Source organism: Dictyobacter sp. Z7_2 (assembly GCF_057551105.1).
Genome location: NZ_BAAJPE010000002.1, coordinates 1,191,138 through 1,208,298 on the forward strand (window position 1 = coordinate 1,191,138; position 17,161 = coordinate 1,208,298).

General features: G+C 50.5%; 14 protein-coding genes. 10 read left to right on the forward strand and 4 right to left on the reverse strand.

Going from position 1 to position 17,161, the window contains the following annotated elements; translation table 11 throughout:
* The first annotated feature begins 27 nt into the window (after nt 1-27).
* The 8 genes from AC27N8_RS18495 to AC27N8_RS18530 all read left to right on the forward strand — a co-directional run bounded on the left by AC27N8_RS18495 (nt 28) and on the right by AC27N8_RS18530 (nt 10,178).
* A complete protein-coding gene (locus AC27N8_RS18495) occupies nt 28-372 on the forward strand; it encodes a histidine triad nucleotide-binding protein (protein ID WP_487068864.1) in 345 nt (114 codons plus the stop codon).
* 28 nt (nt 373-400) lie between these two features.
* Nucleotides 401-1,570 (forward strand): glycosyltransferase family 4 protein, encoded by a 1,170-nt coding sequence (locus AC27N8_RS18500; RefSeq protein ID WP_487068865.1) that lies wholly within the window; start codon nt 401-403, stop codon nt 1,568-1,570.
* Complete coding sequence (locus AC27N8_RS18505) at nt 1,567-2,721, forward strand: glycosyltransferase family 4 protein (protein WP_487068866.1); 1,155 nt, start codon at nt 1,567-1,569, stop codon at nt 2,719-2,721. The genes AC27N8_RS18500 and AC27N8_RS18505 overlap by 4 nt, the downstream gene beginning before the upstream one ends.
* Before the next feature lie 11 nt (nt 2,722-2,732).
* Complete coding sequence (locus tag AC27N8_RS18510) at nt 2,733-3,887, forward strand: glycosyltransferase family 4 protein (RefSeq protein ID WP_487068867.1); 1,155 nt, start codon at nt 2,733-2,735, stop codon at nt 3,885-3,887.
* 68 nt (nt 3,888-3,955) lie between these two features.
* Complete coding sequence (locus AC27N8_RS18515) at nt 3,956-5,800, forward strand: S9 family peptidase (RefSeq protein ID WP_487068868.1); 1,845 nt, start codon at nt 3,956-3,958, stop codon at nt 5,798-5,800.
* A gap of 324 nt (nt 5,801-6,124) precedes the next feature.
* Entirely contained in the window at nt 6,125-7,333 is a 1,209-nt protein-coding gene (locus tag AC27N8_RS18520; RefSeq protein ID WP_487068869.1) for a protein kinase domain-containing protein, read from the forward strand.
* A 210-nt stretch (nt 7,334-7,543) separates the two neighbouring features.
* The gene (locus AC27N8_RS18525; protein ID WP_487068870.1) at nt 7,544-8,851 is read left to right on the forward strand and encodes an FHA domain-containing protein; all 1,308 of its coding nucleotides are present in this window, start codon (nt 7,544-7,546) and stop codon (nt 8,849-8,851) included.
* 160 nt (nt 8,852-9,011) lie between these two features.
* Nucleotides 9,012-10,178 carry a protein kinase domain-containing protein gene (locus AC27N8_RS18530; RefSeq protein WP_487068871.1) on the forward strand — a complete coding sequence of 389 codons (1,167 nt, stop codon included), beginning with the start codon at nt 9,012-9,014 and terminating at the stop codon, nt 10,176-10,178.
* Between the two features lie 29 nt (nt 10,179-10,207).
* Here AC27N8_RS18530 and AC27N8_RS18535 read toward each other — a convergent pair whose 3' ends face one another.
* Both AC27N8_RS18535 and AC27N8_RS18540 read right to left on the reverse strand, forming a co-directional pair.
* Nucleotides 10,208-10,690: a response regulator transcription factor gene (locus tag AC27N8_RS18535; protein ID WP_487068872.1), complete on the reverse strand. Its 483-nt coding sequence runs from the start codon at nt 10,688-10,690 to the stop codon at nt 10,208-10,210.
* Nucleotides 10,691-10,763: 73 nt separating this feature from the next.
* Nucleotides 10,764-12,905 (reverse strand): sensor histidine kinase, encoded by a 2,142-nt coding sequence (locus AC27N8_RS18540; protein ID WP_487068873.1) that lies wholly within the window; start codon nt 12,903-12,905, stop codon nt 10,764-10,766.
* A gap of 271 nt (nt 12,906-13,176) precedes the next feature.
* On the opposite strand from AC27N8_RS18540, the gene AC27N8_RS18545 reads away from it, so the two are divergent.
* Nucleotides 13,177-14,184 carry a hypothetical protein gene (locus tag AC27N8_RS18545; RefSeq protein WP_487068874.1) on the forward strand — a complete coding sequence of 336 codons (1,008 nt, stop codon included), beginning with the start codon at nt 13,177-13,179 and terminating at the stop codon, nt 14,182-14,184.
* A gap of 2 nt (nt 14,185-14,186) precedes the next feature.
* On the opposite strand, the gene AC27N8_RS18550 is transcribed toward AC27N8_RS18545, so the two are convergent.
* Together AC27N8_RS18550 and AC27N8_RS18555 are read right to left on the reverse strand one after the other, a co-directional pair.
* On the reverse strand, nt 14,187-15,116 hold the full coding sequence (locus AC27N8_RS18550) for a dihydrodipicolinate synthase family protein (protein ID WP_487068875.1): 930 nt from the start codon (nt 15,114-15,116) through the stop codon (nt 14,187-14,189).
* Between the two features lie 31 nt (nt 15,117-15,147).
* Nucleotides 15,148-16,065, reverse strand: a complete 918-nt coding sequence (locus AC27N8_RS18555) for a J domain-containing protein (protein ID WP_487068876.1) — start codon at nt 16,063-16,065, stop codon at nt 15,148-15,150.
* Between the two features lie 103 nt (nt 16,066-16,168).
* On the opposite strand from AC27N8_RS18555, the gene AC27N8_RS18560 reads away from it, so the two are divergent.
* A complete protein-coding gene (locus tag AC27N8_RS18560) occupies nt 16,169-16,855 on the forward strand; it encodes a DUF6062 family protein (protein WP_487068877.1) in 687 nt (228 codons plus the stop codon).
* The last annotated feature ends 306 nt before the right edge of the window (nt 16,856-17,161 follow it).

The window sequence follows — 17,161 nt, forward strand, 5'->3', positions numbered from 1 at the left end:
ATGCATCTGGCTACTGAGGTTTTTTGAATGGATTATGATTGCCCGTTCTGTAAAATTGTAGCTGGTCAAATTCCTAGCACCATTGTCTATCAAGATGATGATGTCGTAGCTTTTCGGGATCTCCATCCCGAGGCTCCAGTTCACATACTATTCATTCCAACGCGTCACATTGCCTCAATGGCCGATTTGACGCCAGATGATGGCCCCTTGCTGGCAGCGCTCTTTACAGCTGCTCGTACGGTTGCCCATAAGCAAGGGCTGGAGCAGGGATATCGTTTCGTCACCAATAACGGCTCTCAGGCAGGACAAAGCGTATTTCATTTGCACTTTCACCTGCTGGGTGGTCGTACCATGACTTGGCCTCCAGGATAAGAGGCATCACCAATGCAAAGGTAATTCGATGCGTATTGCGATTGACTATACGGCGGCGATACGACAAGGCGCAGGAATCGGTGTTTACGTACGCAATCTTGTCGCCGCCATGCTAACCCAGGATACAGAAAACCAATTCACGCTGCTCACAAGTGGGCACACCGACAGAGAGCATCCCTTCCCCACTGCTGCCAATGTCCAAGGACACAACCTTCTGTTGCCTGATCGTTACATCAACATTCTCTGGTATCGGATGCGTGTGCCCGTACCGGCGACACTCTTTACCGGCCCAACAGATATCTATCATGGACCAGACTTCGTACTTCCCCCACTTGGGAAAAAAGTACGCAAAGTAGTCACCATCCATGATCTCGCATTTCTGGAACATCCTGAATACGCAGTCTCTTCTCTGGCTGAGTATCTGCGCAAAGTAGTACCTGAAGCAGCTGATGCCGCCGATGTGATTGTCACAGTATCCAGTGAAGTGAGCCGCACACTAATTGAACACTTTCATACTCCGTCAGAGAAAATAGTAGTGATTCCTCTTGGAGTCCAACCATATTTCCGGCGCATTACTGATCCAGTCTTATTAGCAGCCACCAGATATAAATTCAAGCTCAAATATCCCCTGGTGCTAGCGGTTGGAACGCAGGAACCGCGCAAAAATCATCGAGGGCTCATCAAGGCATTCCATCAGGCAAGCAAGCAAAAGAATGGTCCAGCCATGCTGGCAATCGCAGGAGGTTCAGGCTGGCTTTATGAGGAGACACAGCAGCTGGTACGTGACCTCAAACTTGAGCAAAAGGTCCGCTTTTTAGGACGCGTCACAGATCACGAGCTTGTAACGCTCTACAGTATGGCCGACATTTTTGCCTTCCCATCTTTCTTTGAAGGCTTCGGCATGCCACCAATCGAGGCAATGGCCTGTGGTGCGCCAGTGATCACCTCAAATACGTCGTCACTGCCTGAAGTAGTGGGCGATGCCGCCCTCCAGGTTGACCCTCACAACGTGGATGAACTTGCCCACGCGATCACGCGCCTGTTACAAAACGAACAACTGCGCGAGGATCTCCGCCAGAAAGGCTACCAACGGGCACAGCTCTATACTTGGGAGAGATCAGCCCAGAAGATGCTGCACCTTTATGAGCAGCTCTATACTGGACAACAAAACTTTGCAGATAAGGCAGAACAATCATGAAGATCGGTATCAACGCTCTTTTTTTTCAATTTCAAGCCACGGGAAGTGGACAATATCTATCTCATCTACTCAACGCGCTCGCCGAGATTGATCATCACAACGAATATGTCCTACTCGGACCGCAACCGATTCAATCCCTCCCAGTCAAAGCCTATCCCTATCGCTCATACCCTGTCCCGACGCTGGCCCGCAAAAGTGACAATCTAGAGAAAGTCACCTGGGAACAATTCACGGGACCGCTGGCCGCCAGACACGAACAAGTCGATCTCTTACATATACCCTATTTCGCGCCACCATTATTTCCTCCTATGCCGACAGTAGTCACCATTCATGACGTCATCGCGCTGCGGCTACCTGCATATCAACCCAATAACAAAGTAAAAGCATACACAAACTTAATCGCCCGTACGGCTCATCGCTCGAGCTACATTATCGCTCCCAGCCAGCATGCCAAACAGGATATCATTGAGCTACTCAAGATTCCAGCAGAGCGTATTCGTGTTATCTATGAAGCAGCGGGTCCAGAATATCGACCAATCACCGATCCAGAGACACGTGAGAAAGCGCGAGCCCGTTATGGCCTGGGAAAGCGCTACGTCTTTTATCTGGGAGGTTTGGATCAACGCAAAAACATCCCCCAACTCATCCGGGCATTTGCTCGTTTATATGCGCAGATCGGAGATCCTGACCTCCAGCTACTGATTGCGGGCAATCCAGACAAGCAGAAGGGAGCGCTCTTCCCTGATCCTCGACCAATCGCCAGGGAGCTGAATATCAGCGAGCAGATCATCTATAGCTACATTGAAGAGGAGGATAAACCCACGCTCTACAGCGACGCCAGCCTCTTTGTCTTTCCATCTTTATATGAAGGCTTCGGTCTTGATCCTCTGGAGGCGATGGGATGTGGAGCGCCAGTCGTCTGTTCCAATCGTACATCGCTGCCCGAGGTAGTGGGAGAAGCCGCTCTCAGCATTGATCCCGACAACCTCGAGGCTCTTGTTGAGGCAATGTATCGTGTACTGACAGACCCCGCCTTGCAAACCGATCTGCGTGCGCGTTCGCTGCAACAGGCCAAACGCTTCAGCTGGCATAAAACCGCAGAACAAACACTGGCGGTCTACGAAGAAGTTCTAGCAAGTAAGAAAAAGTAAGAAGAAGAACTATGCGTGTATTGATGATTTCTAAAGCCCTGGTTGCAGGGACCTCTCAGCGCAAACTCGAAGAGATTGCCAAATGTCCCAATCTGGAATTGACCGTTGTAGTGCCCCCCTACTGGCAAAGCGACGATGGCAGTCAACAGATGCTTGAGCGTCTCTATACTGATGGCTATCGCATGATCGTCACACCGATTACTTTCAATGGGAAATTTCACTGGCACTACTATCCTCAGCTGTCTCAGATCATGCAAGAAGTACAACCAGAAATTGTACACATTGACGAGGAACCATACAATCTAGCCACCTTGCAAGCCATGCGCCTGGCAATCAAACAGAACGCCAAAGCCCTCTTTTTCACCTGGCAGAACCTCCACCGCAACTATCCACCTCCGTTCCGCCAGATCGAGCTCTACAACTATCGCCACGCCAGCATGGCAATCGCAGGCAATCGGGACGCCTCAGAAGTGCTGCGACAGAAGGGATATGAGGGACCGATACGCGTCATTCCACAATTTGGTTTTGACACAGATATCTACAAGCGCAGCCAACCACGCACACCGCGAGCCAAAGATGCTCCCTTCACGCTTGGCTTCATCGGTCGCCTCAAAGAAGAAAAGGGCTTACCACTCATGATCGAGGCCTTGACCTATCTACCCGCCTATTGCCAGGTAGTCTTTATCGGTCACGGACCCATGAAGAGCGCGCTCGAAGAGCAGGCTAGCCGCCTTGGAGTCAGTCAGAGAGTACAATTCAGACCGGGCATACCCACCGATCAGGTACCTGCCGCCATGGAAAATCTGGATGTCTTTGTCCTACCATCCATCTCGCGCCCCAACTGGACCGAACAATTTGGACGCGTTTTAGCCGAAGCCATGTCCTGTGAGACGCCGGTCATAGGCTCATCCTGTGGGGAGATCCCCCATGTCATCGGAGATGCCGGGCTCGTCTTCCAAGAAGGGGACGCCCGCGAATTAAGCGCTCGCGTCCAAAAACTCCTCGACGACCCTCAGCTCTATGCCTCTCTGGCGCGTCAAGGCCGCCAACGTGTCCTCGAAAACTACACCCAGGGGCAGATCGCCCGCCAGACCTACGAAGCCTACAGGGAAATGCTACTTTCTCACGAAAAAAATGGGGAGCGTGGACTCAACTTTCATGCCTGAGCATACGTAGAAGTATAGAGAGTATTCGCTTCTGGTAGTAACTGGCACATGTAGAAAGAAGAAAACTAATGACGATACCAACACATACAGAGCTAATTCCACGACATATCCTATTTGGAAATCCAACCAAGGCCAGCCCTCGCATCTCGCCAGATGGCATGCATCTTGCCTACCTGGCCCCAGTCAATAACGTACTCAACGTCTGGGTCGGTTCCGTCAGCGGAAATGAATATTATCCGCTCACCAACGATACCGAGCGTGGGATACGCTCATATTTCTGGGCACCGAACAATAAACATATTCTCTATGTCCAGGATACAGGAGGCAATGAGAACTGGCGTCTCTACGCAACCGATGTGCAGACGCATGAGACGCGTGACCTGACGCCTTTTGAGAATGTTCAGGTGCAGATCATCGATCACGATAAGCATTTCCCGGATGAGCTTTTGATCGCCATGAATAAAGAAAATCCTCAGGTTCATGACGTTTATAATCTCAACATCGCCTCTGGTGCATTGACATTGGTCGCGAAGAATCCGGGCAACATTGCTGGATGGGTTGTTGATACGCATTTCAAGGTGCGTGGCGCGATGGCTGCCCGTGCCGATGGTGGCATGGATCTTCTGGTTCGTGATTCCGAGCAGGCCGAGTGGCGCACACTTTTCGGCTGGGACTCCGATGATGCACTCACAAGCGGAGCACTCTCATTTACACGCGATGGACAATCCTTGTACATCCAGGACTCGCGCCACGTCAACGCCGGACGCTTGATCAAGCTCAACCTCTCCACGAACGAAGAGACAGTTATCGCCGAGGATGCTCAATATGATGTTGGCACGGTCATGGTTCATCCTGACACCTACGAGATTCAGGCGGTCGCCTTCGATAAGGATCGCGTCGAGTGGTTGGTGCTGGACGCCTCCATTCAGATCGACTTTGACCGCATCAGCGACATTCATCAGGGAGATTTCTCGGTCGTCAGTCGCGACGATGCCGATGAGACCTGGCTGATCGCCTTCAATGTCGATAATGGACCAGTACCGTATTATACCTATCATCGCAAGCATCAGAGCGCTGAATTTCTTTTTGACAACATGCCCAATCTCAGCGATTATACGTTGGCACACACAGAACCAGTGACATTTTCCGCACGTGATGGCCTCACCATTCATGGCTATCTCACACGTCCCGTTGGGAAACAGACCAACCTGCCAATGGTCCTCAACGTCCACGGTGGCCCCTGGGCCAGAGACACCTGGGGCTTCAATCCTGAGGCGCAATGGTTTGCTAATCGCGGCTACGCCTGCTTCGAGATCAATTATCGCGGCTCGACTGGTTATGGCAAAGAATTCCTCAATGCTGGTAACAAAGAGTGGGGCCGTAAGATGCACTACGATCTGGTAGATGGAATGCAGTGGGCGATCCAACAGGGCATTGCCGATCCGCACAAAGTGGCTATCTACGGCGGCTCCTATGGCGGCTATGCAGCGCTGGTTGGTGCGACCATGACCCCCGATCTATTCCGTTGCGCCGTGGACATCGTCGGACCCAGCAATCTTATTACCTTAATCCAAACCATTCCGCCGTACTGGTCCACCGCGATGGCCGCCTTCAAGAAGCGCGTAGGAGACCCTGAGACCGAGGAGGACTTCCTGAAGTCTCGCTCACCGCTCTTCCATGTGGATAATATCAAGATTCCGATGCTGATCGCCCAGGGTGCAAATGATCCTCGCGTGAAACAGGCCGAGTCCGAGCAGATTGTGGAGGCTATGAAGAGCAAAGGGATTAATTACGAATACATGCTCTTCCCCGATGAAGGCCATGGCTTCGCCAAACCCGAGAATCGTATCAAGTTTTATGCCGCCGCGGAAAAGTTCCTGGCCCATAATCTTGGCGGCTCTTACGAAGAGTAAAAGGCTAACCTGTTTGTACAGACGTACTTCTCAGTCACCTAATTGAAAACTTATCCGTTAGAGATATAGACACGTATCTCTAACGGAGAGGCAGTATCAAGTGACACGCAAGTAAATCGATCGGTATTATTATAAGTTTTCAATCTATGTAGTATGTATATATATTCCACACATCGGTCTACTTATAAAATCATCAAGACAAACGCCGTCTGTACTCCGTAGCTTGGAATCGCGCTTGCTGGATATCAGCATCATGACACAAGCCAATGGATGGTGTATAATGTAGCCGCTAACAGTAACCCACTATTAGAGGAGTTCACGCCAATGAACGGTGACATGGTAGGTCGTGTCATCCAGGGTCGCTATAAACTTATCGATGAACGTGGACGAGGTAGCTTTGCTACAGTCTACATCGCACGCGACCTCGGAGATAATCAGATCTGTGCGTTGAAAATCATGCACCTGGAGCTTTCAGACGATGGCGAACTGCTAGCTCGTTTCCAGCGAGAGGCTCATATCCTTTTGAACTTGAATGATCCACATATTGTACGTATCTTCGATTACGGAAACGATAATAATATGTACTATATCGTTATGGATTATATCGACGGGCAAAGTTTGAAGTACTTTATGATTAATGACGGACCACTTGATCCTTTACGTGCGCTTAACTATACACGACAAATCGTTGAAGGACTGGAGACAGCTTATACGCAAGGGGTTGTTCATAGAGATATAAAACCACAAAATATACTCATTAATAGTAAGGATATGGTAAAAATTACCGACTTCGGCCTCGCCCGAGGTCGGGACACTGTTACACTGACGCAATCGAATGTATTTATGGGCACCGCCTACTATATTTCGCCCGAACAGGCTGAAAGTGGGCGTTCCGCCGATACACGTTCAGATCTTTATTCGGTGGCGACGGTTTTGTTTGAAATGCTGACCGGACGCCCACCCTATGAAGGCGAGACCGCTGTTGATATCGTTATCAAACATATGAATGAAAAAGTCCCGTCCATCTGCCGCCTGCGGCCTGAGTTGCCTCCTGAGGTGGATTCTTTTATGCAAAAGGCGCTGGCCAAATCACCTGCTGATCGCTACGCCACGCCACAGGAATTCATTGCAGTCTTAGAGCAACTCTCTCTGATTGTGCCACAGACCGCTCAGCTGGATGATGGGCATCGGATAGCTGATAAACCGACGGTCCCAGCCCCTGTAAGCAAGGAAGCACGCATCGTTGTTATCTCCAATGGGCTTGCCATTCCCTTAAATGGGGATAAAATGGTAGTTGGCAGACAAGATCCGACGCTAGGCATCTATCCCGAAATCAGCCTGGCGGATAAAACGGTGGGACGACGACACGCATACTTGCGGAATCAGCAAGGGACCTATACTGTCGAAGACCTTAATGCACTGAATAAGACTCGCTTAAATGGAGTAACCTTGACACCACACGAGGAACGTACTCTCAAAGACGGGGACATTCTACGCTTTGGCAGCGTCGAGGTACGTTTCGAATTGCGTTAATTTAAGGCAATCTTTTGGCTACTTTTAATCATACGCAACATTGCGCTCACTGTGGTGTGCATAGCACGGAGTCGCAGTTGTAGGGGTATCCTTGATGGATACCCGATCCATATCGGGTGGCAACACCTCGTGTAGAACCTGAATATTATCGGGGGCTACAATACAAAACGAGAATTTTTGCCGCCCCTACGCTTAGAGGGGTGAACTGTTATGAGAGAACCAAATCTCACAATCTTTGCAGCAATCGACAGCAGTCTTATCTCAGGGCCAATCCTTGTTGTAGCTATTGTGGTTCTTGCCATCCTCCTTTTCATTGGTGCCCTATTCATTTGGCGCAGTGGCAAGAACAAACCGGTCAAATCGCCGTTATCGATGAGCGGAACCAGTGATTGGCAACGCCAGGGTCAACCTGGAGCGGCTGGTGGGTGGAACCCACAACAACAAGGCCCGGCTACGGGTTGGAATCAGCAAGCTCAAGCCCAGCCTGGACAGATGCAACCACAGCAAGGTTGGAATGCGCCCAATGGCGCTTCCCAGAATAGTTGGGGGGGCGTTGGCGCTCCTCAACAACAACAGCAAGCCGCCAACCCATGGGGTGGTGGAACACCATCACAGCCATCATGGGGTGGAGCTGGCGCCCAGCAGCCACAACAAGCCGCCAATCCCTGGGGCAATACACCGGCTCAACCAGAACAGCCACAATGGGGCAATAATCCTAATCCGGCTCAGCCAGAACAGCCACAATGGGGCAACAATCCGGCTCAACCCGCTGCGAGTAATCCATGGGGATCTGCCAGCCCACAGCAGCAACAGCAGCCTCAATGGGGAAATCCAGCAGCTGGTGGTCAAGCATCGCCATGGGACGCTCCACAAGCGGGAGCGGGAGCACCAGTCACATCAGATCCCTGGAATCAAGGAAATCCAGCCCAGCAGCAAGCCCAGCCCATTAGCGGACAACAATGGGGAGCACCTCAGCAAGCGCCCCAACAGGCACAGGCTCCAACAGGTTGGGGACAACCACAAGCTGCACCAGCTGATCCCTGGGGAGCTGCACCTCAGCCACCATCGGGAGGATTTGCCAATCCAGCCGCTGCCGCACCACAGGGGTGGCAACCAAACCAGGGCGGCTATGGACAAGATCCGACGGCGATGTTCTCTGGCAATCCTGACGGTGACAAAACCATGCTCCGATCTTCTGGTCAGCCGCAAGTGGGTAGCATCGGCTACGTGCGGGTAGAAGAAGGCAAAGAGCCAGGCCGCATCTATGAAATCAAAAAAGAGTCCTTAAGTATGGGCCGTAGCCGCGAAAGTGACATCTTCCTGGAAGATCTAGCCGTCTCACGGCTGCACGCCTCGCTTGTCAACATGGGGAATGGCAGCTACGCACTTAAGGACGAGGGAAGCGCCAACGGGACCAAAGTCAACGGACAACTGGTAAACAAGTTTCAAACGTATCCATTACAAGAGGGGGATCGCATTCAGCTTGGTCAAACCGTTCTCGTGTTTGCCAAAAAGTAGCGGAACCAACTCTCATACAAGCGCAATGTCTCTACCAAGCACACATCACAACGCCATTTAGAGAGGGAAAGGGGCCACGGAGCAGTACTGCCAGGACAACAACTGTGACCAATCCTGGGACAGAGAATATAGACAGCTACTGCTTACGTGGCCCTCTGATATGATGCAGCAAGACGATCTGATTGGAACAACGCTCGGCAATTATCGCATCCTGGAAACACTCGGCCAAGGGGGAATGGCACGCGTGTACAAAGCGCACCAGGAAAATCTCGGGCGCGACGTCGCCGTCAAGGTTCTCCCACCCTGGTATGCTGCCGACCGAAGTTTCGTTGAGCGATTCAACCTGGAAGCTCGATTGGTCGCATCGCTGGCGCACCCCAATATAGTGACTGTCCATGATGCCAACGAACAGAATGGACATCTCTATATTGTCATGCAGCTCGTCGACGGCGGAACATTAAAGCAACGCCTTGACAGATATCTCTATGAAAAGCGCTTTATTGATCCTGTAAAGCTCATCAATATTTTTACGCAACTTGCCGACGCCCTGGCATATGCTCATGCTCAGGGAGTCATCCATCGTGACATTAAACCGGTCAATGTCCTGATGGATCGCTCCGACCGCCCTATCTTATCTGATTTCGGTATCGCCAAAGTGCTAGCCAGTACCCAGGCTAACCTGACACGTCCTGGAGCCGGAGTAGGAACGCCAGAGTATATGTCACCCGAACAATGTCAGGGAGGCCCTGTCGATGGCCGAGCGGATATCTACGCGCTGGGTATCGTGCTGTACGAGGCGCAGACGGGACGCACTCCATTTATTGGCGACAACTATCCTGCACTGGCACACAGCCATATCTACGAGCAACCACCGCTACCGCGCGCATTAAATCCAGCCATTCATCCTGCCATCGAGCAAGTAATCATGACCGCATTGGCTAAAAATCCGCAGCAACGCTATCAGACGGCTCATGAGATGGAAGAAGCCTTAAATCAAGCCCTACTTATTATCAACAATCCAGCGCAACCTGCACTTGGTAGCTACTATGGGCAGCCATCCGGTGGACAATTTCTGCCAGCCAATCTCATGCCGGCCAATAACCCACCGCCTCCTGTTGCTCAACCACCGACACCGCGCACACCAACACTTGTCGACAATCGGCAGAGCATGCTGTACACCTGTTTCAATTGCCAGCATCTAAATAAGCCACAGATGCGCTACTGCACACGCTGTGGCTATCTACTCAATCAATGTACCGTTTGTGGAGAAAGAAATCCTGTAGGCAATCGTTTCTGCACGCGATGTGGACAGCCATTGGCTATTTAAAGCTGAGAACACCCACATACAGATAACGCTTAATAGACAAATTCATCCGGTTGTTCAACCGCCAGACGTGCTAAAGTTTTGCGCTGCTCATCCATATGCTTATGTTGAAGCAGCGTGCGTTGTTCTACATCTAATGAGAGCAGCGCTCGCACACGCTCCACAATCACGCTCGGCTGCGTTGGCTTTGTGATATATTCGATCGCGCCTTCTTCAAACCCTTGCATCTGCTCTGTAAGATGCACAAGCGCACTGACCACAAGTACGGGAATACCTGGAGTGAGGAGATTTGCTCGCAGCCAATGCAGTACTTCCCATCCGGTGACCGGATGCATTATCAGATCAAGAATGATAAGATGCGGCTGAAATTCAGGAATCACCCGCATTGCGTCTTCACCATTTGAGACGGCCAGGACTTCGAAGTCCTGGTTCCTGAGAAAGAAACACAGGATCTGTTGAATAGACTTTTCGTCTTCAACCACCAGTATTTTTCTTTTTTGCGACGTATCATCCATGTGCTATAACCTCTCCTACCGCCAAAAATCGCCATTACATCCATTGAGATTTCTGCTCTAGATATCGTCATGTTTACTGTCGTTTCAATGGAAAACGCACCTCTGAAATTGTGCGCTCAACTGGAACGGCATCTCTCTGAGGATTGCTACTGTTCAAAGTCACCATCCCGCGCCGCAAGGAGAACTTTCCATTCAGATCACTTATGAGTTGCTTGATGAGCGACAATCCCAATCCTTCAGAATTTCCTTCGGCATATTCGTCGAATGCGACTTCAAAAGCCGGCCCGATACCATTATCCAACACCTGCACTATCACCATGCCATCCTCCTCCAGGCCCCGAATCACAATTGCACCCTCCTTCTGCTTCGCCATACCATGTTTAATCGCATTCGAGATCATCTCATTGATCACCAATGCCAGCACCGTCACAGCTCGTGAAGGGATCACAATCGGACTGGACTCCACCTGAAACGTGATGCGCTTCTCGGGAGGACAGAGATTAGAATGGGCAACGCCGACAATCTTACGCGCTATTTCATCGACACGTGCTTCACTGACATCCTCATGAGCCAGTAAATCGTGGGTAGAAGCCAGACCCTGGACACGATTCACGCTCTCTGCCAGAGTGGCACGAATCTCTGGTGATTTGGTCCGTCGTCGTTGCAGAGAAAGTATCCCGGCCACTGTAGCCAGATTATTTTTGACGCGATGATGAAGTTCACGTAGCAATACCGATTTCAGTTCAAGCCCTCTACGTGTCTCCTCGTAGAGGCGAGCATTCTCGATCGCGATGGCAGCCTCATTGGCGAACGTGATGACTAACTGCATCTGCTCTGGACTCAGCAGGTGGCGATGATTGCTATAAATACAGATACAACCAAGAATTTTTTGCTTAACCTTCAAAGGAACACATAATACTGAATGGATCTCCGAAGAAACAAAAGGATCATTATGCAGGAAACATGTTTCATCCGTTTCAAAGCAATCCACCGCCATACTTGGCCGCCCTGTTTGCACCGAGCGTCCAGCACAACAATGTCCCACGCTTATCTGCATACTCTCAACCAGATTGCTATTCAAACCATAGTGCGCCAGGACGTGTAATTTTTGCCGCTCTTGATCCAACTCAAAGATACATGAGCGCTCGGCTCCGGAGAGATGTACCGCTTGTGTGGTAATAATTTGCAGCACTTCATCAAGATTGAGCGTGGATGCAATGATCGATGAGACGCGGTGAATCGTTGCCAGTTCGTGCACTTTACGCCGTAATTGCTCATCTGTTTGTTCGTAGAGGCGTCCATTTTCGATATTGATCGCCACAATACCCGCCACCACCTCGACAAAGCTCACCTCATCCCGCGTAAAATCGCGTGGCTCGACAGACTGCACGCTGATAACCCCGATGAGCCGTTCGGCACTCCCGAAGAAAATAATCGGGAGAGCCATTAAGCCATGCAGATCAGTTGAATAAGCATGAGCCTCAGAAGCATAATTAGTATCAGCTAAAGCATCATTGACGATTAAAGGACGTCCTTTATCGGCGACCCAGCCACTATACCCCTCGCCCAGACGCAGAGTAAAGTGCATGCCGCCCAACGGACGTGGACCATTTGTCGCACGCAGCGTGAGTACGCGCTGTAACTCATCATAGAAAAAGATCGAGCATAGCTCAACATGGAGTTCTTCTGAGACTACCTGAGCTGTGATTTCTAGCGTCTGATCCAGATCCATCACTGAATTACTGACACCATTGATACGCTGCAGCGCCATCAGACGATGCTCTAATTGTTGAGTTGTATGTGTGCTCTCAATCTTGTATTGATCCGTCACACTCTGATAGCCGCGCGCCAGAGCCAGGGAGCTCGTAGATTGTATCTGTGATAGCCGTGTCGTCGCTTCAGCCAGCACAATTGGGTGTTCACGCCATAAGTCTTTAAATTCGCTCAAAAGAGCATCTACATACTGTTGTAAGCCATACAAGCGGCTATCTAATTTGCCGCCTTGTTCTGCCAACCAGCGTCCAGATTGTTCAAAACGATCCTCCAGAGACTGACCTGACACTTCTTCATTGCCAATGAGAGCATTGAGGAGGAGCCACGCATCGCTTCCTTCCTCTGGTCCTTGACTATCGCCAGAGACATGTTGCAGACACGCTTGCAAGCGAGCTATGTGGGTATGCAATACTTGCTCTACGTTGTCGCTGTCATCTAACATCACTTTTTCCTAACCTGCTTCTTACCATACTAAAATAGTCATGCATCTACCATCTATCGCACTTCAACCATCTGAACGTATTTTAGTTGGGCTATGTAGTAGTGTCAAGAGAAGAAGATACACTACCGATTACTAATAGTAAGCTCAAAGCCCAACCACTATGACTAATCTCCTACTTGAGGCATCATTTTTAACGAGTTTCCATCTTCCTTCGTCATATAAGATGTCCTATCCAAGCAAAAGAATGTGAAAAGAAGAGGGTTTGTTAGTCATGAAATGCGCACAATGCGGCTTGCCGCTCTCGCCATCGCGCACCAATTGTCCACGGTGTGGGGCACCAGCTGGAAAAGCAGGGAAGGTTAAACTGGCACGCGATGCAGCCCCTGTACCCCCTCATGTCAAAATATCTGCGAATATTGATACGCTTAACAGTGCGCCGCCAGTCTGGCCAACCACAGCTCCATATACGATCCCATCCGCAGAGCCAACTACAGCACAAGAACCATTTCCTGCTCCCGCAGGCTTTTTCCCTTCTGCCGCAGCATTCATGCCTCCTCAGCAAGGTAATATTTCTTACGAGCAGAATCAGCCTTACGTGCCCAACACGCCGTCAGTTCCGCTGTCTCCCGAGCCCTATCAAACACCTGCCCCATGGAGCAAACCAACCTATTTTCCCACCCATGTACCAGCGCCACAACCAAAGACTAAATTGGGCTTTACTGTGGCTGCCATGTGCTTCACTGCTGGCATTATCATCCTGATTTTTGTCTTCATCATGGCGCAGAGCCTCACTCCTAACAACCTGACCACCAGTACCTCGGCCTCCTCAAAGCCACAAACAACCAACGTGCAGACTCAACCAACCATCGCATCAACCCCAACCAATATCCAGGCGACTCCGACTACAACGCCGACCCCGCTTGCTAACCAATATATTAATAACGTCAATCTCGCCAGCTCTGTTGATCAGACTACAGGAACAGCCTTGCAAACAGCGACAGAATTTCATTCTGATCAATCAATATATGTCACTATGACAATCCAACAGGCTGCATACAGCGGTGCCGTCTGTCTCGACTGGTCAGTGAATAATCAAGCCTATCCCTACGCCAACTCAGCCATGCCCAGCGGAGCTACCTACCTGACGCAGACCAACGCCTATTTTTATTACAAACCAGGAGTCATCGGAAACGGCACCGTCAAAGTATCCTGGGCCAGCTCAATCGCTTGTACCGATAAGGTTCTGATCCAATCCCTGAACTTTACCGTGATAGCTTGACGTTATATGGACTCGTGCGTCTTCTCCACCAGTACGGAGATAATTTGTATCAGAGTATCCTGCTCTTGAGACGTTAAAGGCTGCAACGGGAGGCGTGGGAAGCCTCCATAGCCAGCGGTGTGAACAAGTGCAGCTTTCAAGCCAGCAACTCCGTAGCGCGATGTGACGGCCGTATTGGCGATGATCAGACTACTCTGTAACTGACGAGCCTCCTCAAAATGCTGTTGCTCAAACAGCGTCTGAACGCGACATACTATCTGGGGAAAGATATTGGCCAGGGCAGCCACTGCGCCAACCGCGCCACCAAGCAAAGCGGGCAAGAGCACATCGGCACTCCCAGCAAAAACGCGGAAGGCAGGATCAACCTGAGAGACAATCTGCATCAATTTTGAAACTTCGCCAGAGCTATCTTTCACGCCTACAATATTGGGATGATCGGCCAGCGCACAGATAAAGTCGGCCTTAAGGTTGATTCCCGCGGAACTGGCAGGCATATTATAGATAATCACAGGCAAAGGGCTGCTATCAGCCACAGCGCGATAATGAGCCTTCAAAGCACGTTCATCCATACGTCCGGGATAATAAGACGGTGGCAATACCAGAGCAAAATCGGCTCCTCGACTAGCTGCCTGATGACAGTATTCAAGCGTCTGCCTTGTCGACTGCGCACCGCAACCAGCAATGACAGGAAGATCCATTCCAATCTCGCGCAATACATCCTTTGTCGTAGAGATGACCGCCTCACGCTCATCAGAGCTCAAATGCACCGCCTCACCATTGGAGCCCATCACCACATAGCCTGCGATGCCGCTCCCGGCCAGGCGCCGGATATGTCTCTGAAGCGTCACCGTATCGAGAGCTTCATCTGCTCCAAAAAAAGTAGGAACCGGAGGATAAATTCCCCCGGGAATAATTTTTCGTTCCGCTGACATAGCACACCTCTCTCCACACAGTTATAACGTACTAATGGCCTCCGAAAAGCAGCAAACCGATCACAATCATCCCAACCACCACCACGCTTATCCAGATCAGACGCCTCACCAGCGCCTGCTGATCAGCTTTTTGTCGTAAATCGCTTACCCGTGCATTTTCGGCTTGCGACCAGCGAGCGGTACCACAATAGGGACACAGCGGAAAGAGCTCATAAGGAGGACATAAACCAGTTTTATTCGGTACATTTCCTTGCCCATAGGAATAGGAACCGATCTCATAACGTATCTGCTCGCTTTCGAACACAGCGCAGCAATGCATGCAGCGCAGCAGCAAATATTCGGGCCAATCAGCCGCATGACATTTAGGACAGAAACGCGGAAGCTTGTTTGATGCTGTGTCTTCCGACTCATCATGCCAGTGATGATGACAGCGATGACAGAAATACTCCTGCCCTTTCACCTTAGTAGCCACACCTCGTAACAAGCCATCGCGCACTAACTGTTGCGCCTGAGACGTTGAAAGTGCATAATCAATATCAACCAGATTCACTCGCACCGTTTTATCGGGAGCAAACGAGGGAAAATCGTAGTGCCGCTGGCGGTCTCGACGCGCTCCCGGCGAAACTGTTTTGCCTGATGGTTGCGCAGCTCTTTGTGATGGCCTGGACGGTCTCGTGGAGGCATAAGACGCTGCAGTGGAGGTCTGGCCAGAGGCAAACGCATTCAGCGTGTGCTCTGAGCGTTGCAGATCATAATTCTTGCGTGCAACTGGATCATTGAGCGTCTGATAAGCATGCAAAAGCTGGCTCATCCGCTCATTGGCATCCGCGCCTTTATAGACATCAGGGTGATATTGTAAGGCTAGTTTCTTGAAGGCTGCCTTGATTTTTTCGGGTGCCGCATCCGACGTGACACCGAGCAGTGCATAGTAATCGGTAAAAGTGTTCATTCAGCAATCAGTGTAAGTTTATGTTACCCACAAACTGGTATTTTTTTAACAAACGAGGTATCTTCTAGTACATAGACGAATAACATATCAAAAGGTTGTACAAATGGTAAAAACAAGAGAGTATCAAACGCTATTGGATGCATGTTCTCACGATGGTTGTCTCCTGTGCAATCTGACCAATGAAAGTATCCGTCGCTATTTAGATACCTGGAAATATGAATTATTCACCAATGTAGACATCCGCCAGAACCTACGTCACACACAGGGATTCTGCCATACACACACCTGGCAACTGGTTCGCATGGGAGCCACCTTACCCATTGCGCAAGCTTATCGTGATATTCTCTCAGACACAATCACCCAACTGCAGCAAGACTCACCTGCAACTTCCTACTCGGGAGGCTTATTCAGTCGTATCTTCGACAGTAAACAAGCGAGAGGGACGAAGAGAGATTGTCCGGCCTGTCAGCAGCAAATCAAAGCCGAGGAACGCTACATTCATAGTTTACGCCAGGCTCTACTTGACGATGAATTCGTGGAACGTTTTTCAGCAGCTACCGGTCTATGTCTGGATCACTTTCGACTGGCCAATGAGTTAAAAACTACCCATGTTTCGGGAGACTGGCCGCAGCGCCTACGTCAGGCACAACTCAGCTGTCTCAAGCGCCTTGAAGAAGAGCTCAGCGAATTAATCCGCAAGCATGACTACCGCTTCAAAGATGAAGCCCGAGGATCTGAAATGCATTCCTGGATACGTGCCGCCGGACTGGTAGCCAGCGAAGATGCTTGAAAAGCAAACAAACATCGTCACAACTTATATACAAGTTGTGACGATATAAAATCATCAATCATACACATACTACACTGTCAGAGGCCATCGCGCTTCTATTACAGAGGAGATATATCTCCAAAATAGATTCATGAAGCTGTAGGATGACAGGACAGCCGACGTAGCGGCGCGGCTCCGCCGTGCTGTCTGTGACTCGTATGATTCGGCTTGGGAGCGTCTCGCAATGGAACCCCATGGACAACGTGGTCGTACGTCTAGTGACAGCACGGCGGAGCCGCGCCGCTACGTCGGTGAGCGTTGACGCCT

What these genes read in the sequence shown, in the direction of transcription:
- AC27N8_RS18495 (WP_487068864.1), top strand. Translation starts at nt 28, where the DNA reads ATGGATTATGATTGCCCGTTCTGTAAAATTGTAGCTGGTCAAATTCCT.
- AC27N8_RS18500 (WP_487068865.1), top strand. Translation starts at nt 401, where the DNA reads ATGCGTATTGCGATTGACTATACGGCGGCGATACGACAAGGCGCAGGA.
- AC27N8_RS18505 (WP_487068866.1), top strand. Translation starts at nt 1,567, where the DNA reads ATGAAGATCGGTATCAACGCTCTTTTTTTTCAATTTCAAGCCACGGGA.
- AC27N8_RS18510 (WP_487068867.1), top strand. Translation starts at nt 2,733, where the DNA reads ATGCGTGTATTGATGATTTCTAAAGCCCTGGTTGCAGGGACCTCTCAG.
- AC27N8_RS18515 (WP_487068868.1), top strand. Translation starts at nt 3,956, where the DNA reads ATGACGATACCAACACATACAGAGCTAATTCCACGACATATCCTATTT.
- AC27N8_RS18520 (WP_487068869.1), top strand. Translation starts at nt 6,125, where the DNA reads ATGAACGGTGACATGGTAGGTCGTGTCATCCAGGGTCGCTATAAACTT.
- AC27N8_RS18525 (WP_487068870.1), top strand. Translation starts at nt 7,544, where the DNA reads ATGAGAGAACCAAATCTCACAATCTTTGCAGCAATCGACAGCAGTCTT.
- AC27N8_RS18530 (WP_487068871.1), top strand. Translation starts at nt 9,012, where the DNA reads ATGATGCAGCAAGACGATCTGATTGGAACAACGCTCGGCAATTATCGC.
- AC27N8_RS18535 (WP_487068872.1), bottom strand. Translation starts at nt 10,690, where the DNA reads ATGGATGATACGTCGCAAAAAAGAAAAATACTGGTGGTTGAAGACGAA.
- AC27N8_RS18540 (WP_487068873.1), bottom strand. Translation starts at nt 12,905, where the DNA reads ATGTTAGATGACAGCGACAACGTAGAGCAAGTATTGCATACCCACATA.
- AC27N8_RS18545 (WP_487068874.1), top strand. Translation starts at nt 13,177, where the DNA reads ATGAAATGCGCACAATGCGGCTTGCCGCTCTCGCCATCGCGCACCAAT.
- AC27N8_RS18550 (WP_487068875.1), bottom strand. Translation starts at nt 15,116, where the DNA reads ATGTCAGCGGAACGAAAAATTATTCCCGGGGGAATTTATCCTCCGGTT.
- AC27N8_RS18555 (WP_487068876.1), bottom strand. Translation starts at nt 16,065, where the DNA reads ATGAACACTTTTACCGATTACTATGCACTGCTCGGTGTCACGTCGGAT.
- AC27N8_RS18560 (WP_487068877.1), top strand. Translation starts at nt 16,169, where the DNA reads ATGGTAAAAACAAGAGAGTATCAAACGCTATTGGATGCATGTTCTCAC.